24 protein-coding genes and 7 pseudogenes are annotated in these 24,576 nt (G+C 62.2%); 17 read left to right on the forward strand and 14 right to left on the reverse strand.

Annotation, left to right across the window (positions count from 1 at the left end):
* Nucleotides 1-144 precede the first annotated feature (144 nt).
* Nucleotides 145-2,058: a molecular chaperone DnaK gene (gene dnaK / locus G5575_RS02730; protein WP_164532989.1), complete on the reverse strand. Its 1,914-nt coding sequence runs from the start codon at nt 2,056-2,058 to the stop codon at nt 145-147.
* Between the two features lie 222 nt (nt 2,059-2,280).
* Nucleotides 2,281-2,613, reverse strand: coding sequence for a hypothetical protein (locus G5575_RS02735; RefSeq protein WP_164532990.1), 333 nt, complete (start codon nt 2,611-2,613; stop codon nt 2,281-2,283).
* A 146-nt stretch (nt 2,614-2,759) separates the two neighbouring features.
* Here G5575_RS02735 and pabB point away from each other — a divergent pair.
* From pabB to pncA, 3 genes and pseudogenes are all read left to right on the forward strand, one after another.
* Nucleotides 2,760-3,866 (forward strand): annotated as a pseudogene (gene pabB / locus G5575_RS02740) (aminodeoxychorismate synthase component I); the annotation flags it as partial.
* Between the two features lie 278 nt (nt 3,867-4,144).
* A complete protein-coding gene (locus tag G5575_RS02745) occupies nt 4,145-4,516 on the forward strand; it encodes an aminotransferase class IV (protein ID WP_328765900.1) in 372 nt (123 codons plus the stop codon).
* Nucleotides 4,513-5,145, forward strand: coding sequence for a bifunctional nicotinamidase/pyrazinamidase (pncA, locus tag G5575_RS02750; RefSeq protein ID WP_164532992.1), 633 nt, complete (start codon nt 4,513-4,515; stop codon nt 5,143-5,145). The genes G5575_RS02745 and pncA overlap by 4 nt, the downstream gene beginning before the upstream one ends.
* A gap of 34 nt (nt 5,146-5,179) precedes the next feature.
* Here pncA and grpE read toward each other — a convergent pair whose 3' ends face one another.
* Both grpE and hrcA read right to left on the reverse strand, forming a co-directional pair.
* Complete coding sequence (grpE, locus tag G5575_RS02755) at nt 5,180-5,761, reverse strand: nucleotide exchange factor GrpE (RefSeq protein WP_164532993.1); 582 nt, start codon at nt 5,759-5,761, stop codon at nt 5,180-5,182.
* A gap of 63 nt (nt 5,762-5,824) precedes the next feature.
* The gene (hrcA, locus tag G5575_RS02760; RefSeq protein WP_164532994.1) at nt 5,825-6,907 is read right to left on the reverse strand and encodes a heat-inducible transcriptional repressor HrcA; all 1,083 of its coding nucleotides are present in this window, start codon (nt 6,905-6,907) and stop codon (nt 5,825-5,827) included.
* A gap of 139 nt (nt 6,908-7,046) precedes the next feature.
* Between hrcA and rph the strand changes: the two genes are divergently transcribed.
* From rph to G5575_RS02795, 8 genes and pseudogenes are all read left to right on the forward strand, one after another.
* Nucleotides 7,047-7,763: a ribonuclease PH gene (gene rph / locus G5575_RS02765; RefSeq protein ID WP_164532995.1), complete on the forward strand. Its 717-nt coding sequence runs from the start codon at nt 7,047-7,049 to the stop codon at nt 7,761-7,763.
* Nucleotides 7,764-7,941: 178 nt separating this feature from the next.
* Complete coding sequence (rdgB, locus tag G5575_RS02770) at nt 7,942-8,586, forward strand: RdgB/HAM1 family non-canonical purine NTP pyrophosphatase (protein ID WP_164532996.1); 645 nt, start codon at nt 7,942-7,944, stop codon at nt 8,584-8,586.
* Nucleotides 8,579-9,731: pseudogene (gene hemW / locus G5575_RS02775) on the forward strand (radical SAM family heme chaperone HemW). Before rdgB ends, hemW begins: the two are co-directional and overlap by 8 nt.
* Nucleotides 9,732-9,744: 13 nt before the next feature.
* Entirely contained in the window at nt 9,745-10,233 is a 489-nt protein-coding gene (gene rsmI, locus G5575_RS19860) for a 16S rRNA (cytidine(1402)-2'-O)-methyltransferase (protein ID WP_328765807.1), read from the forward strand.
* An 86-nt stretch (nt 10,234-10,319) separates the two neighbouring features.
* On the forward strand, nt 10,320-10,622 hold the full coding sequence (locus G5575_RS19865; protein WP_235935528.1) for an SAM-dependent methyltransferase: 303 nt from the start codon (nt 10,320-10,322) through the stop codon (nt 10,620-10,622).
* Complete coding sequence (locus G5575_RS02785) at nt 10,591-10,980, forward strand: YraN family protein (RefSeq protein ID WP_164532997.1); 390 nt, start codon at nt 10,591-10,593, stop codon at nt 10,978-10,980. Before G5575_RS19865 ends, G5575_RS02785 begins: the two co-directional genes overlap by 32 nt.
* Nucleotides 10,981-10,984: 4 nt before the next feature.
* A pseudogene (gene gshB / locus G5575_RS02790) lies at nt 10,985-11,929 on the forward strand (glutathione synthase).
* Nucleotides 11,926-12,552 (forward strand): MarC family protein, encoded by a 627-nt coding sequence (locus tag G5575_RS02795; protein WP_164532998.1) that lies wholly within the window; start codon nt 11,926-11,928, stop codon nt 12,550-12,552. The pseudogene gshB and the gene G5575_RS02795 overlap by 4 nt, the downstream one beginning before the upstream one ends.
* A gap of 204 nt (nt 12,553-12,756) precedes the next feature.
* On the opposite strand, the gene G5575_RS02800 is transcribed toward G5575_RS02795, so the two are convergent.
* From G5575_RS02800 to galE, 4 genes and pseudogenes are all read right to left on the reverse strand, one after another.
* Nucleotides 12,757-13,959, reverse strand: a complete 1,203-nt coding sequence (locus G5575_RS02800) for an SGNH/GDSL hydrolase family protein (protein ID WP_164532999.1) — start codon at nt 13,957-13,959, stop codon at nt 12,757-12,759.
* A gap of 71 nt (nt 13,960-14,030) precedes the next feature.
* Nucleotides 14,031-14,351: a peptidoglycan-binding domain-containing protein gene (locus tag G5575_RS02805; protein ID WP_207632974.1), complete on the reverse strand. Its 321-nt coding sequence runs from the start codon at nt 14,349-14,351 to the stop codon at nt 14,031-14,033.
* Nucleotides 14,334-15,223 (reverse strand): annotated as a pseudogene (locus tag G5575_RS02810) (lytic murein transglycosylase); the annotation flags it as partial. The gene G5575_RS02805 and the pseudogene G5575_RS02810, both read right to left, overlap by 18 nt.
* Nucleotides 15,224-15,225: 2 nt before the next feature.
* On the reverse strand, nt 15,226-16,209 hold the full coding sequence (gene galE / locus G5575_RS02815) for a UDP-glucose 4-epimerase GalE (protein ID WP_207632975.1): 984 nt from the start codon (nt 16,207-16,209) through the stop codon (nt 15,226-15,228).
* A gap of 96 nt (nt 16,210-16,305) precedes the next feature.
* Here galE and galU point away from each other — a divergent pair.
* Nucleotides 16,306-17,188: pseudogene (galU, locus tag G5575_RS02820) on the forward strand (UTP--glucose-1-phosphate uridylyltransferase GalU).
* Here the strand turns inward: galU and G5575_RS02825 are convergent.
* The 4 genes and pseudogenes from G5575_RS02825 to G5575_RS02840 form a co-directional block, all read right to left on the reverse strand.
* On the reverse strand, nt 17,185-18,444 hold the full coding sequence (locus G5575_RS02825) for an outer membrane beta-barrel protein (RefSeq protein ID WP_164533002.1): 1,260 nt from the start codon (nt 18,442-18,444) through the stop codon (nt 17,185-17,187). The pseudogene galU and the gene G5575_RS02825 sit on opposite strands and share 4 nt — an antisense overlap.
* Nucleotides 18,445-18,542: 98 nt before the next feature.
* The gene (locus G5575_RS02830) at nt 18,543-18,992 is read right to left on the reverse strand and encodes an NfeD family protein (protein WP_164533003.1); all 450 of its coding nucleotides are present in this window, start codon (nt 18,990-18,992) and stop codon (nt 18,543-18,545) included.
* 7 nt (nt 18,993-18,999) lie between these two features.
* Nucleotides 19,000-19,991 (reverse strand): annotated as a pseudogene (locus G5575_RS02835) (SPFH domain-containing protein).
* Nucleotides 19,992-20,080: 89 nt separating this feature from the next.
* Nucleotides 20,081-20,860 carry a glycoside hydrolase family 25 protein gene (locus G5575_RS02840; protein ID WP_235935530.1) on the reverse strand — a complete coding sequence of 260 codons (780 nt, stop codon included), beginning with the start codon at nt 20,858-20,860 and terminating at the stop codon, nt 20,081-20,083.
* A gap of 235 nt (nt 20,861-21,095) precedes the next feature.
* Between G5575_RS02840 and G5575_RS19870 the strand changes: the two are divergent.
* From G5575_RS19870 to G5575_RS02860, 5 genes and pseudogenes are all read left to right on the forward strand, one after another.
* A pseudogene (locus tag G5575_RS19870) lies at nt 21,096-21,595 on the forward strand (magnesium chelatase domain-containing protein).
* A gap of 26 nt (nt 21,596-21,621) precedes the next feature.
* Complete coding sequence (locus G5575_RS19875) at nt 21,622-22,620, forward strand: YifB family Mg chelatase-like AAA ATPase (RefSeq protein WP_328765808.1); 999 nt, start codon at nt 21,622-21,624, stop codon at nt 22,618-22,620.
* Nucleotides 22,617-23,069, forward strand: a complete 453-nt coding sequence (locus G5575_RS02850) for an NUDIX domain-containing protein (RefSeq protein WP_164533004.1) — start codon at nt 22,617-22,619, stop codon at nt 23,067-23,069. Before G5575_RS19875 ends, G5575_RS02850 begins: the two co-directional genes overlap by 4 nt.
* A gap of 60 nt (nt 23,070-23,129) precedes the next feature.
* Complete coding sequence (locus tag G5575_RS02855; protein ID WP_164533005.1) at nt 23,130-23,396, forward strand: cold-shock protein; 267 nt, start codon at nt 23,130-23,132, stop codon at nt 23,394-23,396.
* An 8-nt stretch (nt 23,397-23,404) separates the two neighbouring features.
* Nucleotides 23,405-23,767, forward strand: a complete 363-nt coding sequence (locus tag G5575_RS02860) for a DUF1294 domain-containing protein (RefSeq protein WP_207632977.1) — start codon at nt 23,405-23,407, stop codon at nt 23,765-23,767.
* A 50-nt stretch (nt 23,768-23,817) separates the two neighbouring features.
* Here G5575_RS02860 and G5575_RS02865 read toward each other — a convergent pair whose 3' ends face one another.
* Together G5575_RS02865 and G5575_RS21440 are read right to left on the reverse strand one after the other, a co-directional pair.
* A complete protein-coding gene (locus G5575_RS02865) occupies nt 23,818-24,324 on the reverse strand; it encodes a helix-turn-helix transcriptional regulator (RefSeq protein WP_328765809.1) in 507 nt (168 codons plus the stop codon).
* Nucleotides 24,312-24,521: a helix-turn-helix transcriptional regulator gene (locus tag G5575_RS21440; RefSeq protein ID WP_328765810.1), complete on the reverse strand. Its 210-nt coding sequence runs from the start codon at nt 24,519-24,521 to the stop codon at nt 24,312-24,314. Before G5575_RS21440 ends, G5575_RS02865 begins: the two co-directional genes overlap by 13 nt.
* Between the last annotated feature and the right edge of the window lie 55 nt (nt 24,522-24,576).

Below are 24,576 nucleotides of genomic sequence, written 5' to 3' on the forward strand. Positions count from 1 at the left end.
GTCGAACCACGAGGTCGAGCGAGTAGAGATTTCAGCCTGCCCGACCTCGTCCTTCGACAAGCTCAGGATGAGGTCTCGGTAGGATCGTGGGTCCAAACAAAAAAGCCCGGTGTTTCCACCGGGCCCTTGTCATCCGCTTAGCGCTTAGGCCGACTTCTTGTCGTCGTCGCCTTTGACTTCTTCGAAGTCGGCATCGACCACGTCGTCGTCATCATCGTCCATCGAGCCGTTGGCCTTCGCTTCTGCCTCTGCCTGCGATGCCTTGTACATGGCTTCGCCAAGCTTCATCGAGGTTTCGGCAAGGGTGGCCGTCTTGGTCTTGATCGCTTCGGCATCGTCGCCTTCAAGCACCGAACGGAGGTCGGTGATGGCGGTTTCGATGGCCGTCTTGTCCTCGGCCGAGACCTTGTCGCCATAATCCTTGAGCGACTTTTCCGTCGAATGGATCAGCGACTCGCCCTGGTTGCGAGCTTCCACCGCTTCGCGCTTGCGCTTGTCGGCTTCGGCATTGGCTTCGGCGTCCTTGACCATCTTTTCGATGTCCGCATCCGAAAGACCACCAGAGGCCTGGATGCGGATCTGCTGCTCCTTGCCGGTGCCCTTGTCCTTGGCCGACACGTTGACGATGCCGTTGGCGTCGATGTCGAAGGTCACTTCGATCTGCGGCACGCCGCGCGGTGCGGGCGGAATGCCGGCGAGGTCGAAGTTGCCAAGCAGCTTGTTGTCGGCTGCCATTTCACGCTCGCCCTGGAAGACGCGGATAGTCACCGCATTCTGGTTGTCTTCGGCGGTCGAGAAGGTCTGGCTCTTCTTGGTCGGGATCGTGGTGTTGCGATCGATGAGGCGGGTGAAGACGCCACCCAGCGTTTCGATACCGAGGGACAGCGGGGTCACGTCGAGCAGCAGCACGTCCTTGACGTCGCCCTGCAAGACGCCGCCCTGGATCGCAGCGCCCAGCGCCACGACTTCGTCCGGGTTGACGCCCTTGTGCGGCTCCTTGCCGAACAGCTGCTTGACCGCTTCCTGGACCTTGGGCATGCGGCTCATGCCGCCGACCAGCACGACTTCATCGATCTGCGATGCCGAAACGCCGGCATCCTTCATGGCCTGCTTGCACGGGTCGATCGTGCGCTGGATCAGGTCATCAACCAGCGATTCGAGCTTGGAACGGCTGAGCTTGAGCGTCAGGTGCTTCGGGCCCGAAGCATCTGCGGTGATGAAGGGCAGGTTGATTTCGGTCTGGGTCGAGCTCGAAAGTTCGATCTTGGCCTTTTCGGCAGCTTCCTTGAGGCGCTGCAGAGCCAGCTTGTCGTTGCGCAGGTCGATGCCCTGCTCTTTCTTGAACTCGTCGGCGAGGTAATCGACGAGGCGCATATCGAAGTCTTCGCCACCGAGGAAGGTGTCGCCATTGGTGGACTTCACTTCGAATACGCCGTCACCGATCTCGAGGATCGAGACGTCGAAGGTGCCGCCGCCAAGGTCATAGACCGCGATGGTGCCCGAATTCTTCTTGTCGAGGCCATAGGCCAACGCAGCTGCCGTCGGCTCGTTGATGATGCGGAGCACGTCGAGGCCGGCGATCTTGCCAGCATCCTTAGTCGCCTGGCGCTGCGAGTCGTTGAAGTAAGCCGGAACGGTGATCACCGCCTGGGTGACGTTTTCGCCAAGATAGGCTTCGGCCGTTTCCTTCATCTTCTGAAGGACCATGGCCGAGACCTGGGAAGGCGAATACTTGTCGCCCGAGGCTTCGACCCACGCATCGCCATTGTCGGCAGCGACGATCTTGAAGGGCACAAGGTTCTTGTCCTTGGCCACGACCTTATCATCATAGCGGCGGCCGATCAGGCGCTTGACCGCAAACAGGGTATTTTCCGGATTGGTCACGGCCTGACGCTTGGCCGGCTGGCCGACGAGACGTTCGCCATCCTTGGAAAAGGCGACCATGGAGGGCGTGGTGCGCGCGCCTTCCGCATTCTCGATGACCTTGGGATTGCTGCCGTCCATGACGGCGACGCAGGAGTTGGTCGTACCGAGGTCGATACCGATAACTTTAGCCATTGTTTCTAGCCTCTCTTTTAGCGAACCCACTGCGAAGCCCTTTCAGCGAAAGCAGCTTCTGGCCGCGAACGACCGGGTCCCTCGTAGGTTTAGGATGTGCCCCTTTCGAGGCCTGGGGCGTATATAGGGGGTGCGCGAAGGGCTTCAAGCGCGTGGGAGGCGAGAAATTTTTGGGCGGTCCCGCAAAGCAAAAGCGCCGCCTTGTAAGGCGGCGCGGCAAGATCAGTCGTTAATCGTGTAGCTCGAAAGCTTGCAGATATCGATCTTGGGTTCGACCAGTTCCGAGCCGTTCGACATCACGAAGCGGAAGTCATAAAGGCACTGATCCGAGCCGTCGCCAATCGTGGCCGTCGCCTGGTAGCCGGCTTCGAGGATACCGGTCTCGCCGAGGAGATCGGTGCCCCAATTGTTGTCGTTGCTCGGGGTGGTGTAGAAATAGTGCAGGTCGACCGAGCTGTTGTTGATCACCGTAAATTCCACGGTCTGCGCCGCGGCGGGCGCCACGTCGGCCACGAGCGCGAGGGCGGCTAAGCCACCCAGGACGAATTTGTTCATGAAAGTGCCCTCAAGCCGGGCGTGAGCCGCCCGGATGGCTATTATCTGCCACTGGCGCATTTATCCGCCAAGGGGTGATTCGCAGGGCGCTAGATCAGATGTGAAAATAGTTCACTCCAAGCGCCGCTTTGCTTTAGAACCGGCCCATGTTGATCTCCGGCAGTGTGCTGCTCCACGACAATCTGACCCCCACAGGGCAGAACCTGCTGTTCACCGACCCGGTGGAAATTCTTGTCGCGCACACGGCCGAAGATGCGCGCTCGACGCTCAAACGCCTGGAAACCGCAGGCCGGGACGGTCTCTGGGCGGCCGGGTACCTCGCCTACGAGTTTGGCTTCTTGTTCGAAGAGCGCCTGACGCACCTCTTGCCCGAACGCAGCGCGACGCCCCTGCTCTGGTTCGGGCTTTATCACGGACGGGCCTCGGTCGATGTAGAGGCCCTTCTTTCGAAAGCGAGCGTGGGTACCGCGTCCGACATCCAGCCCTCGCAAACACTGGCGCAATACCGCACGGCCTTCGACCAGGTAAAATCGCTGATCGAAGCCGGCGACACCTATCAGGTCAACCTCACCTTCAAGGCCGGCTTCACACTCGAAGGCGATCCGCTGGGGCTCTACCGCACCCTGGCCCAGAGCCAGAAGACGGCCTATGGCGCCCTGATCCATGCCGGCGACCACTGGGTGCTGTCCCGCTCGCCGGAACTTTTCGTTTCCGGCGCCGGTGATGTGCTCAAGGCGCGGCCAATGAAGGGCACGTTGCGCCGCGGCAAGACGCTTGCCGAGGATCAGGCGGGCCGGGCCGCGCTGGCCGCCGACGCAAAGAACCGTGCCGAAAACCTGATGATCGTCGACCTCCTGCGCAACGATCTCGGCCGCATTGCCAAAACCGGGTCGGTCGAGGTCACCGACCTGTTCACCGTCGAAACCTTTTCGAGCCTCCACACCATGACCTCGGGCATCGAGGCGCGGAAAAAGCCCGGTATCGGCATTGCGGAAGTGCTCGACAACCTCTTCCCCTGCGGCTCGATCACCGGGGCGCCCAAACTGCGGGCGATGGAGATCATCCACGAGGTCGAGGCCGGGCCGCGCGGCCTTTATACCGGCTCCATCGGCTATATCGCCCCCAATGGCGACTTTGCGTTCAACGTCGCCATCCGCACCGCAACGATCCGCGACGGCGTCGGCGAGATCGGCATTGGCGGCGGCATCGTCGCCGACAGCGTCGCCGAAGAGGAGTATGCCGAAGCTTTGCTCAAGCTCAGCTTCCTCGCCCACCCCGCACCGCCCGTCACCTTGATTGAGACTTTCAAGTGGACCCCCGAAGAGGGCTACGTCCTCCTCGATAGACACCTTGCGAGGCTTCGGGACTCCGCCGCCTATTTCGCCCTCGATGCCAGCGGCGCCAAGGCGTACCTGTCGGACCAAGCCCAAAGCTGGACCCAAGCCATGCGTGTCCGACTGACGCTGTCCGATGCAGGCCTTGCGCTGACCGCCACTCCCCTCCCCCGAGTCCGGCCAGGTTCCGTTTCGCCATCCACCCGGAGCCACTCGATCCCGGCATGCTGTGGCTCGCGCACAAAACCACCAATCGCGCCTTTTACGACCAGCCGCGCCAGCGCGCTCATGATGAATTTGGCCTCGACGAGCTCGTCTTCGCCAATGAGCGTGGCGAGCTGACCGAAGGCTCGTTCACCAATCTTTTCGTGGAGCTGGATGGCCAGCTCACGACCCCGCCACTTTCCTCCGGTCTCTTGCCCGGCACCCTGCGCGCCGAGCTGATCGCGAGCGGCGAAGCGATCGAGCGCGTGCTGACGCTTGCCGATCTCCATCGCGCCGAGGCAATCTATCTTGGCAATTCCGTCCGCGGGCTGATCCCCGCCCACTGGATAAAGGACCATCCATGATCGAGATCGAACCCGAAGACGTGCTGCTGATCGTCGATGTGCAATACGATTTCCTGCCCAATGGCAGCCTTGCCGTCACGGGCGGCGACGAGATCGTGCCGCTGATCAACCAGCTCGCCAAAAAGTTCAAGCATGTGGTGCTGACCCAGGACTGGCACCCGGCAGATCACATCTCCTTTGCCAGCCAGCACGAGGGCAAAACCCCGTTCGAAACCGTCGAGCTCGACTATGGCACGCAGGTGCTCTGGCCCGACCACTGTGTTTGGAACACTCATGGCGCCGAGATCAGCCATAACCTCGACGTGCCGCAGGCACAGCTCATCATCCGCAAAGGCTATAATCGCGGCATCGACAGCTATTCGGGCTTCCAGGAAGCCGATCGGGAAACGCTGACCGGCCTGGCCGGCTATCTCAACGAGCGCGACATCGGGCGCCTCTTCGTGGTCGGCCTCGCCACTGATTTCTGCGTCGCCTGGACCGCGCTCGACGCTGCCGCAGGCGGGTTCGATGTCACGGTCATCGAGGACGCGACCCGTGCCATTGATTCGAATGGTTCGCTCGAGCAGGCCTGGACCGATATGACTGAGGCCGGCGTCGAGCGCGTGCAAAGCCGCGATATTCTGGGCTAACAAAAAGGGCGCCCACCGGACGCCCCCTCCAACTTCAAGCGCTCTTATCGACGCCCTCGTCCCCACCGCCGGCACTGCCGCCCTTCGCAACACCCACCATGGCCGGACGCAGCACCCGTTCGCCAATGGCGAAACCCTGCTGCACCACCTGCACCACCGTGCCTTCCGGCACATTGGGGTTCGGCACCTCGAACATGGCCTGGTGCTTGTTGGGGTCGAACTTCTGGCCGGCCGCTTCGATCGGCTTGACGCCATGCTTGCCCAAAAGGCGCTGCATTTCGCGTTCGGCCAGTTCCAGCCCTTCGATCAGGCTCTTGAGCGTGCCTTCTGCCGTGTCGCGGGTTTCTTGCGGAATCACCAGCAAGGCCCGGCTCAGCGCGTCGGTGGCCGAGAGCATGTCGCGCGCAAAACCGGCAATCGCATAGGAGCGGGTGTCGGAAACGTCGCGCTCGGTGCGCTTGCGCAGGTTTTCCATCTCGGCAACGGTGCGCAGCACCCGGTCCTTGAGCTCGGCATTTTCGGCCTGCAGCGCTTCGACGGGATCGACTTCTGCGGTTTCGGTTTCCGGCAGGTCGAGGTCCGGCGTTTCGCCCTGGGCGGCGTTTTCGTCGCTCATCTTGTCTTCTTCCGTAAACGATAAAGGGTTCTGCCCGCCATATCGGCCAAGCGGCGGGCTATTTCAACCCTTCCGCCCGCGCGCCATCATCTGTGAGATCATCTGAGCGGTATAATCCACCACCGGCACGATCCGCGCATAGTTGAGCCGCGTCGGCCCGATCACCCCGAGCACGCCCACGACCCGATCGTTGGCATCCTTGTAGGGCGACAGAATCACCGACGAGCCGGACAGCGAAAACAGCTTGTTTTCCGAGCCGATAAAGATGCGAACCCCCTGTCCGCGCTCTGCATCGCCCAAAAGCTCCAGCAATCCATCCTTGCTTTCAAGTTCGTCGAAGAGCTGCCGCATGCGCAACAGTTCGTCGCTGGCCATGGTATCGTTGATGAGATTGCCGCGGCCGCGCACGATAACGGTCGGCGAGCCATTGCCGCCCGGCTCGCTCAGCGTCGCAATTCCCGCATCCACGAGCTTTTGCGTCAGCTCGTCGAGTTCGGCCCGCTGCTCGGCACGTCGTTCGTTGAGCACCCGCCGCGCTTCGGCGAGGGTTCGGCCCACGACATAATGGGCCAGGTAATTGCTCGCCTGTTGCAGCGCGCTGGCGGTGAACCCTGGCGGCAGGTCAAGAATGCGGTTTTCCACTTGCCCATCCTGGCCGACCAGGATGGCCATGGCCCGCGTCGCATCGAGCCGCACGAATTCGATATGCTTTAGCACCATGTCGGCCTTGGTGGCGATCACCACCCCGGCACCCTGGCTGAGGCCGGAAAGAAGCGAGCTCGCTTCGCTTAAGAGATCCTCGATCTTGCCCCGCCCGGCAGTGCCTTCGATCTGCCGCGAAATCTGGCTGCGATGGTCTTCATCCACCGCCCCCACTTCGAGCATCGAATCGACGAAGAACCGCAGGCCTTGCTGCGTTGGCGCCCGCCCTGCCGATGTGTGCGGCGCCGCGATCAGCCCCAAGTCTTCGAGATCGGCCATGACATTGCGCACCGAGGCGGGCGAGAGTTCCACCTGCAGCAGCCGGCTCAAATCCCGCGAGCCCACCGGTACTCCGGTATCGAGATAGCGCTCCACCAGCCGCCGGAAAATCTCCTGGCTGCGGGCATTGAGCACGCTCAAAAAATCTTCGGGAGCCCTGGTCATCGTGGTTTGAATAAACTCGTCACCTTTAACCTTGAGACCTCATTTAAGCGCATAGAAGCCAAGCGCCAAGCGGCCAAAGCTTGTGAGCGGGGCGCTGGAGGGTTAAGAGGCGGTTAACAGCACATTTTCTGGATTCCCCATGCGCCCTTCCGGACGTCAGCCCACCGATATGCGAGCCGTCAAGATCGAGCGGAACGTTGCGATGAAGGCCGAAGGCTCCTGCCTCGTTTCCTTCGGCAATACCAAGGTCCTGGTCACCGCATCGGTCGAAACCAGCGTGCCGGGCTGGCTGCGCGGCAAGGGCCAGGGCTGGGTCACTGCCGAATATGGCATGCTGCCGCGCGCCACCGGATCGCGCACCCGACGCGAAGCCACCGCCGGCAAGCAGTCCGGCCGCACCCAGGAGATTCAGCGTCTTATCGGCCGTTCGCTCCGCGCTGTCGTCGATCTCCAGGCTTTGGGCGAAGTGCAGGTCACGCTCGATTGCGACGTGCTTGAAGCCGATGGCGGCACCCGCACCGCCTCGATCACTGGCGCCTATGTTGCCCTTGCCGACGCCATTGCTTGGATGGAAGTGCGCAAGCTTACCAAAGGCGTCGTGCTCAAGGATTCGGTTGCCGCCGTCAGCTGCGGCATTTATCGCGGTACCCCGCTCCTCGATCTCGATTACCTCGAAGACGTGGAAGCCGAGACCGACGCCAACTTCGTCATCACCGGTTCGGGCAAGTTCGTCGAAATCCAGGGCACGGCCGAAGGCGCCCCCTTCGATCGCAGCGAACTCGAAGCTTTGATGACTCTCGCCGAAAAAGGCATCGGCGAGTTGTCGGTCCTGCAAAAACAGGCGCTCTCCGCATGATGGGCTTTCTTTTCAAGCGCACACCGAAGTCTCTAGACCTCATGGTAAGCCTGTCGGACCACGAGGTCTCGGCACCAAAGCCCGACCTCGTGGTTCGACAGGCTCAGGGTGAGGTCTCCAGGACTGTGGCGCCCAACTGCGCCATCTGGAACGACATTCAACGTGCGCTGGAGGCAAAATGACCCTGCCCCGCCTCAAGCCCGGCACGCGTCTTTGCATCGCCACCCACAATGCCGGCAAGCTGGCCGAATTCCGCGAGCTCTTTGCGCCCTTCGGCCTTGAGCTGGTGTCCGCCGGCGAACTTAGCCTGCCCGAGCCGGAGGAAACCGGCACAACCTTTGCCGAAAACGCCCGCACCAAGGCCCATGCCGCCGCCAAGGGCGCGAACATGCTCGCGCTCTCCGACGACTCCGGCATCTGCGTCGACGCGCTCAACGGTGAGCCCGGTGTCTACACCGCCGACTGGGCCGGCGTGCCGCGTGATTTTGGCCGCGCCATGAAGCGCGTCGAAGACGCCCTTCAGGCCATCGGCGCAAACTCGCCCAGTCAGCGCCGCGCCTCCTTCAACGCCACCCTATGCCTCGCCCATCCCGATGGCCGCGACGTGCTTTACGTCGGTCGCTGCGACGGCACCTTGGTCTGGCCGCCGCGCGGCGACATCGGCCACGGCTATGACCCTATGTTCATGCCCGATGGATACGACCAGACGTTCGGCGAAATGACACGAGAGACCAAGAATAACTGGTCGCCGGGACAGCAGGGCCTGAGCCACCGTGCCCGTGCCTTCGCCAAGTTCATCGAAGAGCAGATCGAGCATGGCTAGCGCCAACGACCTCTTCGGCATCTATGTCCACTGGCCTTTCTGCGCCTCGAAGTGCCCCTATTGCGATTTCAATTCGCACGTGCATCGCGGCGCCTTCGACGAGGATGCCTTTGTCGAAGGCTATAGGCGCGAGATCGCCCATATGGCCTCACTCTCGCCCGGCCGGCTGGTGCAGTCGATCTTTTTTGGCGGCGGCACCCGTCGCTGATGTCGCCCAAGGCCGTGGCCGCCATCATCGATGCCGTGGCCGAAGAATGGGAAATCGATCGCAAGGCCGAAATCACGCTCGAAGCCAATCCAACCTCTGTGGAGGTTGACCGCTTCCGCGGCTTCCGCACCGCTGGCGTCAATCGTGTTTCCCTCGGCGTTCAATCGCTGCGGCCCGGTCCGCTCGCCGAGCTCGGCCGGCGCCATACGGTGGAAGAAGCCGTTACCGCCGTGCGCATCGCCCAATCGATCTTTGACCGCAGCTCTTTTGACCTGATCTACGCCCGTCCGAAGCAAACGCTGGAAGATTGGGAAGACGAGCTCAAGGAAGCCATCTGGATGGCGCGCGGGCATCTGAGCCTTTATCAGCTCACCATCGAGCAGGGCACGCGCTACTTCGACCTCTTCAATGCCGGCAAGCTGCAGATGCCCAACGAGGATCTGGCCGCCGATTTCTATGAGCTCACGCAGGAGCTGACCAAGGCGGCCGGCATGCCCGCCTACGAAATCTCCAATCACGCCGTGCCCGGTCAGGAATCGCGCCACAACATGCTTTATTGGCGCTATGGCGAATATGCCGGCATCGGTCCGGGCGCCCATGGCCGGCTTCTGGTCAACAACCAGCGCCACGCTACCGCCACCGAAAAATGCCCTTCGACTGGCTCGCCAAGGTCAATGCCAAGGGCCATGGCATGGTCACCGACGACGTGCTCACCTGGGAAGAACAGGGTGACGAATTCCTGGTCATGGGCCTGCGCATGAAGGAAGGCATTTCTCCAGCCCGCTTCATGTCGATCTCCGGCCGTGGCATTTCCGAGGCCCAAATCGCCGCGCTCAAAGGCTACGGCTTTGTGGAAACCCTGCCCAATGGCAATATCCGCGTCACGGAAAAGGGCTTTCCGGTGTTGGACGCAGTCGTGGCCGACCTTGCCGCCTGACCGGAGGTGACGCGTGAGCCATGACTACTACATCGCCGGCACGCAATTTTCGGCGCCGGACTTGGCTCCCGGCCTTTACGTCGTTGCGACCCCGATCGGCAATTTGCGCGACATAACTATTAGAGCGATCGAAACCCTCGCCGCAGCGGAGGCCGTGCTCTGCGAAGACACGCGTACTTCCGCCAAGCTCCTCGATCACTACGGCATTCGCGTGAAGCGCGTCGCCTTCCATGAGCACAACGAGCGCGATAAGGCCGAAGACATCGCCAATCGCATCGCCGCCGGGGCTGCGATTGCTCTTATCTCCGATGCCGGCACGCCGCTTCTCTCTGATCCGGGCTTCCCGCTTATCCGCACGCTGGCCGAGCAGAACCTGCCCATCTTTCCTATCCCCGGCGCCTCTGCTCTGCTTTCGGCTCTGGTGGTCGCGGGCCTCCCGACCGACGCCTTCGCTTTCCACGGCTTTCTGCCGCCAAAGCTGGTGCCAGAGCCAATGCTCTGAAAAAATACGCCGTTTCACGTGAAACACTGGTCTTCTACGAGTCCCCGCGCCGGCTCGCAGATACCCTGACGGCAATGGAAGAGGTTTTGGGCGACCGCCAGGCTGCCGTCTCCCTCGAACTTACCAAGCGCTTCGAGCGCACCCAACGGGGCAGTCTCGCCGAACTCGCCGCTTTCTTTGCAGAAGACGAAACCAAGGGAGAAGCCGTCATCACCGTAGCTGGCGCGGCTGAGCCGAGTGCCCCTGCGGCGGAAGACTGGCAAGCAGCGCTAACCGAAGCCATGGCAGATCAGCCTCTTCGCGCAGCCGTAGACGACATTGCCGCACGATACGGGCTCAAGCGCAAGGAGGTCTACGATGCCGCACTCACGCTCAAAGACCGCGACTGAGCGCCGACAACAGGCGCATCGATCCGGCCACCGCGCCGAAGCGCTGGCGGCATGGTATCTCCAGGCCAAGCTCTACAGCATCCGCGCCCGCCGTTACAAAACGCCAGTCGGCGAGATCGACCTGGTGGCCGAAAAAGCCGGCACTCTCGTCTTTGTCGAGGTGAAACAAAGGACGAAGGGCGGCGAAGAAGCCATGGCACTTGGCGCCGTCAACCAGTCCCGCATCGTCCGCGCCGCACAATACTGGCTCTCCCGTCATCCCAAAGACGCCGATAAGGACTGCCGCTTCGATGTAATTTTCCTTGCGCCCGGCCGCTGGCCGCGCCATCTCAAGCACGCCTTTTCCGTAAGCGAGTAAGCTCATGTCGCTCAAAGTCGCCGTCCAGATGGACCATGTCGCCACCATCAATCCGCGCGGCGATTCCACTTTCGCCATGATGCTGGAGGCCCAGGCGCGCGGCCATTCGCTGCTTCATTACACGCCGGACACGCTGTCCATGCGCGACAACAAGGTCAGCGCCCTCGTACAACCCATCACCGTCACCGATACTGAAAAAGGCCAGCATTTCACCCTGGGCGAGGCACAGCGCATCGACCTTTCGACGCAGGACGTGGTCCTGATGCGCCAAGACCCGCCCTTCGACATGAACTATATCACGCTCACGCACCTGCTCGAGCGTATCCACCCCAAGACCCTGGTGGTCAACCCACCTGCAGCCGTGCGCAATGCGCCGGAAAAATCCTGGTCACCGAATTTCCCGAACTGATGCCGCCCACGCTGGTCACCCGTGATCGCGCTGAAATTCATGCCTTCCGCAAGGAGCACGGCAACATCATCGTCAAGCCGCTTTTACGGCAATGGCGGCGCCGGCGTCTTCTTCCTCCAGGAGGGCGACCACAACCTGGCCTCGCTCCTCGAACTGTTCGAGCAGAATTACCGCGAACCCTTCATGATCCAGAAATACCTGCCCGACGTGCGCAAGGGCGACAAGCGGATCATCATCATCGACGGCGAGCCCATCATGGGCCTCAACCGCATCCCGGCCGAAGGCGAAGCCCGCTCCAACATGCATGTCGGCGGCCGCCCCGAACTTTCGCCGCTGACCGAGCGCGAGCTCGAAATCTGCGCCCGCATCGCCCCCGCACTCAAGGAGCGCGACATGATCTTCGTCGGCATCGACGTCATCGGTGGCTATCTCACCGAAATCAACGTCACCTCCCCCACCGGCATCCGCGAAATCAAACGCTTCGGCGGCCCCGACATCGCCGCTCTGATCTGGGACGCCATCGAAAAGCGGCGTTCATGAACGCCTTCCTGGTCGCCTTCGCCACCCTGTTCGCAACGGTCGGCGTAGCCGACATCGCCTTCATCTTCGCAGCGCTGACCAAGGACAATACGCCGGCCGAACGGCGAACCTTTGCCACCCGCGGGGTGCTGATTGCGTTGGCGATCCTCATGTTCTTTGCCGTGCTCGGCAATGCCATCCTCGATGTTTTCGGCATCACTATCCCGGCCTTGCGCACGGCCGGCGGCATCCTCTTGTTGCTGATCGCCATCGACATGGTGTTTGCACGCCATTCAGGCGGCACCGGCACGACGGATGAAGAAGAACGCGAGGCGCGGCGGGCGCAGGATATTTCCGTCTTCCCCCTGGCCATGCCCCTGCTGGCAGGACCAGGTGCTATCAGCGCCGTCATCCTCCTGACCACCGGCGCTCAGTCTGATCTTGAATTCTGGATGGTGCTCGCGGCTCTCGTTACCATTTTGGCGCTGGCCTGGCTGACGCTCCTGATCGCCATCCCGATCCAGCGTCTTTTGGGTCTCACCGGACTTTCCGTCGTCTCCCGCGTCGTCGGCATCCTGCTGGCGGCGCTGGCGGTGCAGTTCGTCTTCGACGGCATCAAGGCCAGCGGACTTTTGGGAGCGTAAACTTTTCAGCAAAATTTATGGTTAAGGAAAGCTTAAGTACGCGGTTTACCGCCCCGGGGCGTTTCGCTCATGAATGGCCAACCGATCGTTTCTAAAGCAATCTATGCGTGTCGCCGCTGCCCTTATTCTGCTGATGTTCACGATCCTCAGCACGAGCGTGGCCAAAACCGGCCCGGCATCCTCCGCGACCGTCAAGACCGAAGGCTACTGAAGCACTTCGGGCTCGTCCGGTAGGTCGCCCTCAGGATCGATCCCAACGCCAAACGCATCGACCCGACCCGTGGGCGCCTGCATTAGCTGATCGAGACTGAAGGCTGGCGCCGCCTCACTCGAGCCCGTCGCCATGAGCAGGTCCGAAGCACGTTGCGGCGCCCGGCTGATTGGCGTCACCGCCCCAGCAACTTCGAGCAGACGTGTCTGCCCAAGGCCTTGGTACGGCGGTCGCAACATGGCCGCAGCGTCGGTGCCGGACAGTGGATCGGCCACCGCTACGCTGATCGTGCCGCCGCGATAAAATGCGCTCAGCGCCTGGCTGATATAGAAGGCCAGCTTGTCGGAACCGGCATTGGAAAAGTGAATTCCGTCATCCTTGCGCATGCGTGCGTTCTGCCCGTTCACGTCCGGACCTTGCGATGAGTATTTGCCGTCCTCGCCAAGGAAGCGGTCGTAGATATCCAAAAATTCCGCACCGCCCGAAAAGGCCGCGAGCTTTTGTAGGGCACTGATCTGGCTGATGGCGGCGGAATAATCGCTCTTGGACATGGGTGGCAGCCCCACCCAGACCACCGGCTTGCGGGCTGCGCGCAGGCGATTGAGGAAATCGTTAAGCCGCGCCTGATAGGCCGCTTTCCAGCCTTCGGTCAGCGTTTCATAGTTCTGGCCATTCGCCGAAATGTCCTGCCGGTCATTGATGCCGATGATAACGACGGCCAGATCGAAACTGTCCGCGGCGATCTGTTCTTCGATGGTCTGGTTCCAGTCGAAATAATCGTTGCGCACGAAGCCGGAAGACGACACCCCCTGCCCAACGACTACGATATTGGGGTCCTCGGCATAAAAGCGTTCCAGCGCCTTGGTAAGATCGATGGCCAGCAGATCCCCGAAGACCGCGAGCCGCGTGGCATCGGGGTCCTTAGTTACATCGGGCTCGGGCGGGGGTGGCGGTGCTGCGGCAACCGGCGCTGCAGCGGGGGCCGAGGCGCGTGGTGCAGCCCGGCGCGGCTCGGGCACGGGAGCGGCCGGTGGCGCTGGTTCTTCTCCGAACAACAGGTCGAACAGCGTGCGCCGGCGTCCGGTCTGCGCTTGCGCAACCACAAGCGTGTCGTCACCCGGCGCTTGCGCGAAGGCAGGCGCGGTGTCGAGCACGGCAAGCATTGCGATCAAAAAGAGCAGGACGAAGCGCTTCATCACCGTTCCATTTCCATCCAGCCCCGTTTTAGCACCACGGTTGTCTCCTGACCACGCTGGTCATGGACGCATTACCGCGTCGCTGCTAACGCCTCATAGGCCGCCCGGGTTACAAAGCCGTCGGCGACTTCGCCGCGCGCAGCCTGGAAGCGGGCATAGGCTGCCTGCGTGACCGGACCAAGGCGGCCGTCCACCGCGCCGCTATAAAGGCCGAGTGAACCCAGCGCCTGCTGAATGGCCTTTCGCTGTGCCAGATCCGGAAAGGCGGTACTCCGCGGCCAGGGCGTCGCAAAGCTGCCGCCGCCCTTCAGTCGATCGGTCAGATGCGCCACGGCCATGGCGTAGCTGTCGGAAAAATTATAGCCTTTGAGCACCAGGTAATTGGCGGTCATCAGAAATTTCGGGCCGCTCTTGCCGGCTGGCACATAAAGGAAAACCGGTGTTCCGGTTTCGGCAAAGGCCGGCCCGACACGCGGGCGATGCCTCGTTCGGCAAAAAAGCTGATCGGGCGAAGCTCGTCGCGCGTCGCAAGCAGATAATCGAAGCCTTCCGGCACCGAAACCTCAAAGCCCCAATCCTGGCCGGGCTGATAGCCGAGGCTGCGAATGAAAACGGCGCTGGTTGCCAGCGCATCGGCCAGCGAGTTGTGGAGATCGACGCGCCCGTCGCCATCGCCATCCGTTCCGTGCTTGACCACATTGCTCGGGTTGACCTGCAGGTGCCCGATGGCTCCTGCCCAGGAGCCGATCGGCGAGCTGCCGCCATTGCGCTCGGTAAGCTGAAGCGCTGCAACAAGATCCGCCTTGTCCTCGACGAAGCGGCTGCGACGTTGCCAGGCGACGGTCGCCAGCGAGCGCACGATCGGTCGGATCAGGCTCGTATTGCCCAGCACCCCACCATTATCGGTCTCCATGCCCCAGATGGCGCCGAGCAGATAGGGATCGACGCCGTAGCGCTGGCCCACGGCGGCAAAAAGATCGCTGTTGCGGCTGAGCGCTGCTCTGCCCCGCTCGACCCGCGAAGCGGAAACCCGAGCGTCTATATAGTCCCAGACCGGCGTCGTGAACTCGGGCTGAGTCTCGACCAGGTTGGGCACATTGGGGTCGGGCGTCAGCGCCGGCATGATGCTGTCGTAAAGCTGCGCGCTGACTCCGTTGGCCAAGGCTTCGCCGCGGAACTCGGCGACGAAATCGGAAAAGCTGCCGCTTGGCTGCGCTAAGGCAGGTGTTGCAAGCAGGAGCCAGAGAAGAGCCGCGCGCCGCATTGTCAGCGGTTCCGCGTCATCAGGTGGCGTTCCCAATCGTAGGCATGGCGCACGATTTCATCAAGATCGTCATGCTCGGGCGTCCAGCCCAGCTCCCGCAGCTTTCCGCCCGTAGCGGTGACCGAAGCCGGATCGCCGGGACGGCGCGGTCCCTCGTCCGCACGGAGGTTGATGCCGGAGACCGAGCGGACCGTATCCACCACCTGCCGCACCGAATAACCCTGGTTATAGGCCGCGTTCATGGTCGTCGATGCCCCGCCACCACGCAGGTGTTTCAGCAGCAGCGCATGGGCGGCGATAAGGTCGGTCACGTGAATATAGTCGCGGATGCAGGTACCATCTGGCGTTTCGTAGTCGGTGCCGAAAATGTCCATCTTCTCGCGCTGCCCGAGCGCCACCTGGCACGCGACTTTGATCAGATGCGTTGCAGCGGGGGTAGATTGCCCACTGCGCTTTTGCGGATCACCGCCCGCAACGTTGAAATAGCGCAAGACCCCATAGGTCATCGGATGCGCTGCGGCGACATCGGCCAGCATCCACTCGGTCATCAGTTTCGACCGGCCATAGGGCGACATCGGATTGAGCGGCGTGTCTTCCACCACCGGCGCGAGGCCCGTCATGCCGTAGACGGCAGCGGTCGAGGAAAAGATGAAGTGCTTCACCCCGCCCGTGACCGCCGCCTCGATCAGGTTGCGGGAAGTTGCGGTGTTGTTTGCATAATATTTTAGCGGATTGCTGACCGATTCTGGCACCACGATCGAACCGGCAAAGTGAACGATCTCGGTAATGCCGTGTTTTTCGATCAAGCGAAGAACCATATCCACGTCTCCGGCATTTCCTGGCTCGAAGATGGCCCTACCATCGATCGCCCAGTCGAAGCCGGTAACGAGATTGTCGAGAACCACGACCTTCTCATTGCTGTCGGCCAGGTTGAGGACCATGTGGCTGCCGATATATCCGGCTCCGCCGGTCACAAGAACGGTCATGCGGATTGTTCTCCGTTAGAGAAATGCTAGGGCACAGTGATATAAAGCAGACGTTGATTTAGATTTACGCCGACACCGTGTCACCAGGAGTGAGTTTTGTCCAAGCGCGTTCGTACCGCCGTATTCCCCGTTGCAGGCCTCGGCACCCGCTTTCTTCCAGCGACCAAGGCCATGCCCAAGGAAATGTTGACCGTGGTCGACCGCCCCTTGATCCAATATGCGGTGGATGAAGCGCGCGAAGCCGGCATCGAGCATTTCGTTTTCGTCACCGGCCGCAACAAGGGCGTTATCGAGGATCACTTCGATCGCCAGTTCGAGCTCGAAGCAACGCTTGAAGCCCGCGGCAAGCATCCCGCGCTCGACGAATTGCGCAAGGACCTGCCCTCGGCCGGCCGCACCAGCTTCACCCGCCAGCAGGAACCCCTGGGTCTTGGCCACGCCGTTTGGTGCGCCCGCGACATCGTCGGCGACCAACCCTTCGCCCTCTTGCTGCCCGACATGGTCTTCCGCGCCAAGCCCGGCGTTTTGCGGCAGATGATGGATGCCTATGAGGAGACCGGCGGCAATATCATCGGCGTCGAAGAATGCGCCTGGGAAGACGTCTCCTCCTATGGCGTCGTCGTCCGCGGCGAGGGTCCGGATACCGGTTTCCGCATCGACGGCATGGTAGAAAAGCCCAAGCGCGAGGACGCTCCGTCCAACCTTTTCATTTCCGGCCGCTATATCCTCCAGCCCGAAATCTTTTCGCTCCTCGCTGAGCAACCAAGGCGCCGGCGGCGAAATTCAGATCACCGACGCCATGCAGAACCTGATGAACCAGCAGAAGTTCACCGGCGTCAAATACGAGGGCAAGGTGTTCGATTGCGGCGCCAAGCTCGGCTTTCTTACGGCCAACGTCGTCTTCGCACTCGACCGTGAAGATATCCGCCCCGGCTTCCTCAAGGAGCTGCGAGCCCTCGATCTCAGCGACCAGCTCTAGCGCTGCAGCGTCAGGCCCAAGCTGACCGTGTGGCTGTCGACGACTCCGGTGACAGAGTTGTCGCGGTTGAGGTAGCCATAGTCGGCCGAAACCGCAGTGCGCGAATTGATCTTGTAATCGGCGCCGGCCCCGGCGCCGTAACGCTGTTCGGTCTCGGTGCTGCCGGTCAGAGCCGAACGGCCCCAATCGGCTGAAGCGCGCAGGCGCAGCCAGGAATTGGCGATATAGGAAACGTCGGCCACCGCGGTCTGCGAGATACGCGCGGTGCCACGTGCATCGGCGCCCACCGGCTCTATGCTGGTATTGTATCGCGCCGTCAGGCTGATCGTCGGATCGGGCCGATAGGTGATGCTGGCGTCGTAAAGCTGCGTCGCCACGTCGGCGAGGCTTGCATCGTCGAAATTGTGGTAGCCGTATCCGGCTGAAGCGCTGGCGGAAAGCACGCTGTTCCACTCGCCGGCCACGCCGCCACGGAGCGCGATGTCCGTCGCGTCACTGCGAACGCCAAAATCCGACGGCTTATCGAAATAGTCGCGGCCCGTGCTTGCTTCTGCAAAGACTTCGATGATCGGCGTTGCCTGAAAGCCGAGGCGTAGGCTCGAATCGAGCTCCCAAACATTAGATGCGGTGTTGTCGGTAACACCCGTGTCGCGCCGGGTTGTCGCGCCAAAGATGTTGCGCTCGGCCGTGCCGCGTGCCGCAAGCGTAAACTTGCCGAAGGCGCGATCGACGCCAACGCCCGCCGTGCCGGTAAACACTTCAGGCGGCTGGATGATCAGCGGATCGAGGCCCGGCGTGGTGCGCAGCTGCTGGTTGAGGGCCAGCGACGCATTGGCAAAACCCGTCGTGGTGCTGTCGATCGGCGCCGTGGCGGTGATGCCGAGGCGCAGCGCCGGAACTTCCATCTCGCCCTGCGGCTGCCAGGGCTTGGCGATCTCGGCAACACCGTCGACCACCACATTGGCGCGCAACCCGTCACGGGTTGCCGTGAAGCGCGGATTGAGCGTCGAAACGAAACTGTTGCCGGTATTCGCGCTTGTATAGGTGCCCTTGAGCCCCACCGACCAGTCGAGATCGAAGGGCGGATGGCCAGGCTCGGGCGGCGCAACGGCAAATTCTTCCGGAACTGGAGCTGCCGGGTAAAGGCCGGGACGCAACCGCTCTTCCGATATCGGCTTGAGCGGATCGGCCAGGGCCGTGCCAGTCAGCGTAGAGGCCGTCAGCAGCGTCAGCAATGTCAGATGTCGCCGTGTCACGCGCCGCTCCGCCGAACTCCCGGCGGAATCACGCCGGGCGAAGCCTTAAGCCCCGCCGCGATCCTTTCAGCTTATAGTTAACGAAGCCTTGAAACGGCTTAGCTCGTCACAACCCGCAAGACATTGCCATCGGCACCGACGATCCGTACCCGCTGCCCTGCCGGCAGGTCCGGTCCCGATACGCGCCACACCGTATCGCCCAACGCCAGGCGTCCAAAGCCGTTGATCAGCGGCTGGTCGAGCACCGCTTCCTGCCCGACAAACTGCTGCGTCCGTTCGTTGAGCAGCGGCCGGTCGCTTTCTTCCTGCCGATTGCGCGAGATACGGATCCAGGCCAGGATCGACACCAGGGACAGGATGCCGAAGATCAGCCATTGCACCGGCCAGGGCGGCTGCTGCACAAGCGTGATGAGCCCCGTCAAGATCCCGGCTACCCCGGTCCAGACCAGGTAACCGCCCGGCACCACAAGCTCGAGCGCCAAAAGGATCAGTCCGGCGACGATCCAGCTCCAGGCGCCATATTCGGCAAGAAACCCGATCACCTCCATCAGAACCTCACTCTGTCGACCCGACGCTGGGCGGGCGGCCTGGCGTCGGCACCGTCCGCGGCGAAGCGCCACCGCTAAAGGTTTCGCGCGCGATCTCGGCAATGCCACCGATAGAGCCGATGACGCTGGCGGCTTCCACCGGCAGCATCAGCACCTTTTGGTTCGGCGAGGTCGCAATCTTGCCCAGGGCCTCGATGTAATTGTTGGCGACGAAATAGTTGATCGCCTGCACATTGCCGGAAGCAATGGCGTCCGAAACGAGCTGCGTCGCCTTGGCCTCCGCTTCTGCCGCGCGTTCGCGCGCTTCGGCATCGCGGAAGGCTGCCTCGCGCCGGCCCTCGGCTTCCAGCACCTGCGCCTGCTTTTCGCCTTCGGCCTTGAGGATGGCGGCCTGCCGGCGTCCTTCTGCCTCCAAAATTGTGGCGCGCTTTTCACGCTCCGCCTTCATCTGCCGGCCCATGGATTCGACTAGGTCCTTGGGCGGATCGATATCCTTGATCTCGATGCGGGTAATCTTGACGCCCCAGGGGAGACCGCGGTATCCACCACGCGCAGCACCCGGTCATTGATCTCGTCGCGATGGCTCAACAGCTCGTCGAGATCCATCGACCCCATGACCGAGCGGATATTGGTCATGGTGAGGTTGAGGATGGCGTTTTCGAGATTGGTCACCTCATAGGCCGCGGCCGCCGCATCGAGGATCTGGTAGAAGGTCACGCCATTGGCGGTTACCGTTGCATTGTCGCGGGTGATGACTTCCTGGTGCGGAACGTCGAGCACCTGCTCCATGACATTGATGCGCTTGCCGATCACGTCGATGAAGGGGACGATGAGGTTGAGCCCGGGCTTCAGCGTCCTTGTATATTTGCCGAAGCGCTCGATGGTGAAATTATAGCCCTGCGGCACGGTCTTGGCGCCGGCAAACAGCACCAGAAGAAATAGGATGCCCAAGACCAGCAGCGAGATGCTGAGACCGTCGAGCCCGAATTCGTTACCCATTGGTGCCACCCCTTAAAAACAAATCTCCCGTGCACACTAGCGCATGCACGGGAGATGAAAACCTCAGAAAAATCCTGGCGGCTGCTTGGCTATTTCGCCGGCAGGCAGCGTCCGGTCGGCTGCAGCGCCGCAATGGCGCGTGGATCGCAGCCGGTCCACAGGAAGCGCAGCCAATCTTCCTGGTTGCCGTAGAAGACGTTGCGGTCGACCTCGCCCTTGATGCCGCGGACGACGCCGGTCTGCGTATACTGCCAGAAGGTCCAGGGGCGGTTGTTGTAGCGCTCATGCGGCTCGGCAGCGGTCGAGCGCAGCCAGAAGGCATTGGGGAAATATTCGCCGTCGAGCACGTCGCGGTGGAAATTCATGTCGGTATAGATGATCGGCAGCTTGCCGGTGTGGCGTTCCATGGCGTCGAGCATGACGCGGATCTTTTCCAGCGCATCGGCCCGGTTCGGCTTGGTCTTGCAGCTTGAATGGTTGTTCCATTCGAGATCGAGCACCGGCGGCAGTGCGCTCGGATCCTGCGGCACGTTCTGGATGAACCAGGCGGCCTGCTCGGAAGCAAGCGAACACCAGGTCATGAAGTGATAAGCGCCATGCGCCATGCCCGACGTACGGGCGCGCTCCCAATTGCTTCGGAAATAGGGGTCCACATAGTCCCGCCCCTCCGTTGCCTTCATGAAGACGAAGTGAATGCCGGCCGCACGTGCCGCCGGAAAATCGATGTTTTCCTGATAGCGCGCCACGTCGATGCCCTGGATCGGCATGGTCCGCGCCCGGTCCACGGCCTTGTGCGGGCGGTTGTCACCGGGAATGGCGCCATAAAGTCCGCCACCGCTGGCGCAAGCTGCCAGAGCCGCAACGGTCAAGCTAAGGATCGCACCGCGGGCGAAGGCGGGTAGGGAGCGGACAAGCCGGGAAGCGATGATCAATCCGAGCACTCTGCAGCAAGACGAAACTGGGATTGAATCAACATGGCGCGGTTAATGGGCCCTTAGGGTAACCAAACTCGAAGGCGGCATGGTTAACGCACTCTAATATGTTCGCTTTACGTTCTTTTCTTGCTCTGCTAGCGTCCAATTAATGAGGAATTTGGGAGGCGGCATGGTCACCCGCGTAGCCACGGTAGCGTTTCAGGGTATCGACGCCGTGCCGGTCGATGTGCAGGCTCATATCGCCCCCGGCTTGCCCGCTTTGGTCATCGTCGGGCTGGGCGACAAGGCCGTGCGCGAAAGCGGCGAGCGCGTCCGCGCGGCGCTGATCGCCTCGGGTCTCGGTCTGCCCCCAAGCGCATCACCATCAATCTGGCGCCAGCCGACCTGCCCAAGGAAGGCAGTCACTATGACCTGCCGATCGCCCTCGCGCTGATGAGCGCCATCGGCGCCATTCCGCAAGATGCGCTGGACGGCTATCTGGCCTTAGGCGAGTTGGGCCTTGATGGTCGCCTCGCCCATGTCGGCGGCATCCTGCCGGCCGCGATTTCCGCTCATGGACGTGGACTGGGCATCGTCTGTCCCAAACTGTCCGGGCCGGAAGCCGCCTGGGCCAGCGAAGACGTCGACATTATTGCCGCCGACTCCTTCTCGCGCTGGTCAATCACCTGACCGGCCACCAGCTGCAGGGCCGCCCCGTGCCTGGCAAACAGCTGCTGGCCGCAGGCGATCTGCCTGACCTCATGGATGTGCGTGGCCAGGCCGTGGCCCGGCGGGCGCTGGAAGTCGCCGCTGCCGGTGGCCATAATCTGCTTATGGTCGGCCCACCCGGTGCCGGTAAAAGCATGCTTGCCGCGCGCCTGCCTTCCATCCTGCCGCCGCTGACGCCACGCGAATTGCTGGATGTATCGATGATCCAGTCCATCGCGGGCGAACTTGCCGGCGGAGCCTTGTCCGATCGCCGCCCATTCCGCGCGCCGCATCATTCTGCCTCGATGGCCGCCTTGATCGGTGGCGGTTTAAAGGTGCGGCCCGGCGAAGCGAGCTTGGCGCATAATGGCGTACTGTTTCTCGATGAGCTGCCGGAATTCCAGCCCAGCGTGCTCGACAGCCTGCGCCAGCCCTTGGAAAGCGGTGAAACCGTCATTGCGCGCGCCAATGCCCGCGTCTCCTATCCCAGCCGCTTTCAGTTGATTGCGGCGATGAACCCTTGCAAATGCGGCATGGCGGGAACGCCGGGCCACACCTGCAAGCGCGGCGCTGCCTGTTCGACAGACTACCAGGCCCGCATATCGGGGCCGTTCCTCGATCGCATCGATATCCGCATCGACGTGCCCGCCGTGTCTGCCAGTGACATGATCGTCGCCGGCGCTGCGCCCGAACCGTCCGTTACCGTGGCCAGCCGCGTCGCCGCTGCGCGGGAGCGTCAACGTCACCGCTACGAAGCTGCCGGTCATCCCGATATCCTCACTAATGCTGCCGCCTCTTCAGCCCTGATCGAGCGCATGGTCGAGCCTGATCGGGAAAGCCAGAGCCTGCTGCTGCAGGCGGCCGAACGCTTCAACCTTTCTGCCCGCGCCTATCATCGCGTTCTCAAGGTCGCCCGGACCCTGGCCGATCTTGCGGGCTCCGAAAAAGTCGCGCGCCCCCACATTGCCGAGGCCCTGAGTTATCGCCTCAATTTTGGCTCGGCATGAGGCACCGCATTTCCGCCGGTGTGCTGGCCCTGCGCGACGACCGTATTCTTCTTGTCCGCCACTTTCGGCCGGGCAGGCATGATTTCTGGTCTGGGCCGGGCGGCGGTGTCGAGGGCAGCGAAGAGCTGCATCAGGCGGCCGAGCGCGAGGCGTTAGAGGAAACCGGCATCAGCGTCCGCGCCCATACCCTTGCCTATATCGATGAGCTCATCGACAACACCGGCCGTGCCGTCAAATTCTGGTTTGTCGCCGACTACCTTTCAGGCGAAATCGACACCGGCAACAATCCGGCAAAAAACGAAAGCATCGTCGAGGCCGGCTGGTTTTCGCGCCATGCCCTGCCCCAAGGCCATGTCTTTCCCGAAATACTGCGCAAAGGCTTTTGGGCCGATCTCGAGCGTGGCCTTGCATCGCCCATCAAGCTGCCACTGCGTCAGTCGATTTTCTAGCCATTTCGCTCAGCACTTTTTAAGCGCGCAGCGGCTAGTTTTGCCGTGGCGAGGGGCAAGATGAAGCTAAGCGGCGAACTGGTGCAATGGAATGATGAACGCGGCTTCGGCTTCATCGCCGGGGACGATGGCGTTCGATATTTCGTCCACATCACCTCCATTGCCCGTATAGTCAATCGCCCCCGAGCCGGGGACCGCGTGACATTCACCTCGAGCAAGGACAGGGAAGGCCGACTACAGGCCATGATGGTCGCCATCGCCGGTGCCATCCCCGTCCGACACGTGAAGTCTTGCAACGCGGCCTGCCGCCGGAAGCGCGACCGCTAGACTGGCGCATGCCCGTGGCGGGGATCATGGCCTTGGCTCTGATCGGTGGCATCGTCCTCGGCCAAATACCGTTGGAAACGGGGTTGATCTATGCCGCGATGGGCGGCGTCGCGTTCGTGCTCTATGGCATGGACAAGAATTTTGCCGAGCAGAATCAATGGCGCATCAGCGAGGTGACCCTCTTGGGTGTCGACCTCTGCTTCGGCATCATTGGCGGGCTTGCCGGACAGGCCGTCTACCGACACAAGACGCGCAAATCGAGCTATGTCGCCACCACTGTGCTGCTGGCGGGTGTCCACCTGCTCTGGCTGGCCGGCATGGCTACAGGCTTTATCGAGCCCAGCGACCTCGCAAGCCTCGTCGGCCTTTAGCCTGTGGATAACTGTTTCACGTGAATCCACATTCCTGATTCACGTGAAACCTAAAGCTCGGCCGCCTGCGCCTCATTGCGCCAGGTGTCACGCCATTCCCGCTCCAGCACCGCACGGCGCTTGCCATAGCGCTCTTCGGTGATCACCAGCTGCCCGATGCGGTCGGTCCGGAAACTGCGGAACGCCTGCCGCAACAGGCAAAAAGCAGCAATCGTCTGCTTGCCCTCGTAAAAAGCCAGCCCCACCGGCCAGATAATCCGCGACGTCGAGCGGCCTTGCTCGTCCTCATAATCGATCCGCACCGCCCGCTCCTGCCGCATGGCGAGGCGAATGTCGCCGAGGACCGGAATGGGCCGCTTGCTTCGCCCCCACACCGCCATCGGCCAGAGCGCCGTGTCGCTGATCCGGTCACGCAGGTCTTCCGGCGACGCCGTGGCGATCTTCGCCAGTGCGTTGCGGGCGGCCGCGCCAAGATCATCGTCCGGCTGCGTCTCGACCCAACGTGCGCCCAGCACCAGCGCCTCGAGTTCCTCGGGGCTAAACATCAGCGGCGGCAAGAAAAACCAGGCCGCAGCATATAGCCGACGCCCGCTTCGCCATCGATCGGCGCGCCCAGCCCGATCAGCGTCTGGATATCCCGATACAGCGTGCGCACCGACACTTTCTGCTCTTCGGCCAGCGCGGCGGCAGTGATCGGCCGACGATGACGCCGGAGGGCGTCCATGATGGAAAAAAGACGCTCTGTCTTATCCATTTCGTCTCCCGCGCTTCGCTTTTCGTCGCATCCAAATTCGATCGGTTAGCAGACT

The sequence above is a fragment of the Devosia aurantiaca genome (assembly GCF_011058215.1).
Lineage (GTDB): Bacteria > Pseudomonadota > Alphaproteobacteria > Rhizobiales > Devosiaceae > Devosia > Devosia aurantiaca.

Excerpts from the sequence above, each read along its gene's own strand:
- G5575_RS21440 (WP_328765810.1), bottom strand. The coding sequence starts at position 24,521 with ATGGATAAGACAGAGCGTCTTTTTTCCATCATGGACGCCCTCCGGCGT.
- dnaK (WP_164532989.1), bottom strand. The coding sequence starts at position 2,058 with ATGGCTAAAGTTATCGGTATCGACCTCGGTACGACCAACTCCTGCGTC.
- G5575_RS02795 (WP_164532998.1), top strand. The coding sequence starts at position 11,926 with ATGAACGCCTTCCTGGTCGCCTTCGCCACCCTGTTCGCAACGGTCGGC.
- G5575_RS02850 (WP_164533004.1), top strand. The coding sequence starts at position 22,617 with ATGAGGCACCGCATTTCCGCCGGTGTGCTGGCCCTGCGCGACGACCGT.
- G5575_RS02860 (WP_207632977.1), top strand. The coding sequence starts at position 23,405 with ATGCCCGTGGCGGGGATCATGGCCTTGGCTCTGATCGGTGGCATCGTC.
- galE (WP_207632975.1), bottom strand. The coding sequence starts at position 16,209 with ATGACCGTTCTTGTGACCGGCGGAGCCGGATATATCGGCAGCCACATG.
- G5575_RS02800 (WP_164532999.1), bottom strand. The coding sequence starts at position 13,959 with ATGAAGCGCTTCGTCCTGCTCTTTTTGATCGCAATGCTTGCCGTGCTC.
- rph (WP_164532995.1), top strand. The coding sequence starts at position 7,047 with ATGCGCCCTTCCGGACGTCAGCCCACCGATATGCGAGCCGTCAAGATC.
- G5575_RS02805 (WP_207632974.1), bottom strand. The coding sequence starts at position 14,351 with ATGACCGCCAATTACCTGGTGCTCAAAGGCTATAATTTTTCCGACAGC.
- G5575_RS02855 (WP_164533005.1), top strand. The coding sequence starts at position 23,130 with ATGAAGCTAAGCGGCGAACTGGTGCAATGGAATGATGAACGCGGCTTC.
- grpE (WP_164532993.1), bottom strand. The coding sequence starts at position 5,761 with ATGAGCGACGAAAACGCCGCCCAGGGCGAAACGCCGGACCTCGACCTG.
- hrcA (WP_164532994.1), bottom strand. The coding sequence starts at position 6,907 with ATGACCAGGGCTCCCGAAGATTTTTTGAGCGTGCTCAATGCCCGCAGC.
- rdgB (WP_164532996.1), top strand. The coding sequence starts at position 7,942 with ATGACCCTGCCCCGCCTCAAGCCCGGCACGCGTCTTTGCATCGCCACC.
- pncA (WP_164532992.1), top strand. The coding sequence starts at position 4,513 with ATGATCGAGATCGAACCCGAAGACGTGCTGCTGATCGTCGATGTGCAA.
- G5575_RS02735 (WP_164532990.1), bottom strand. The coding sequence starts at position 2,613 with ATGAACAAATTCGTCCTGGGTGGCTTAGCCGCCCTCGCGCTCGTGGCC.
- G5575_RS02830 (WP_164533003.1), bottom strand. The coding sequence starts at position 18,992 with ATGGAGGTGATCGGGTTTCTTGCCGAATATGGCGCCTGGAGCTGGATC.
- G5575_RS02785 (WP_164532997.1), top strand. The coding sequence starts at position 10,591 with ATGCCGCACTCACGCTCAAAGACCGCGACTGAGCGCCGACAACAGGCG.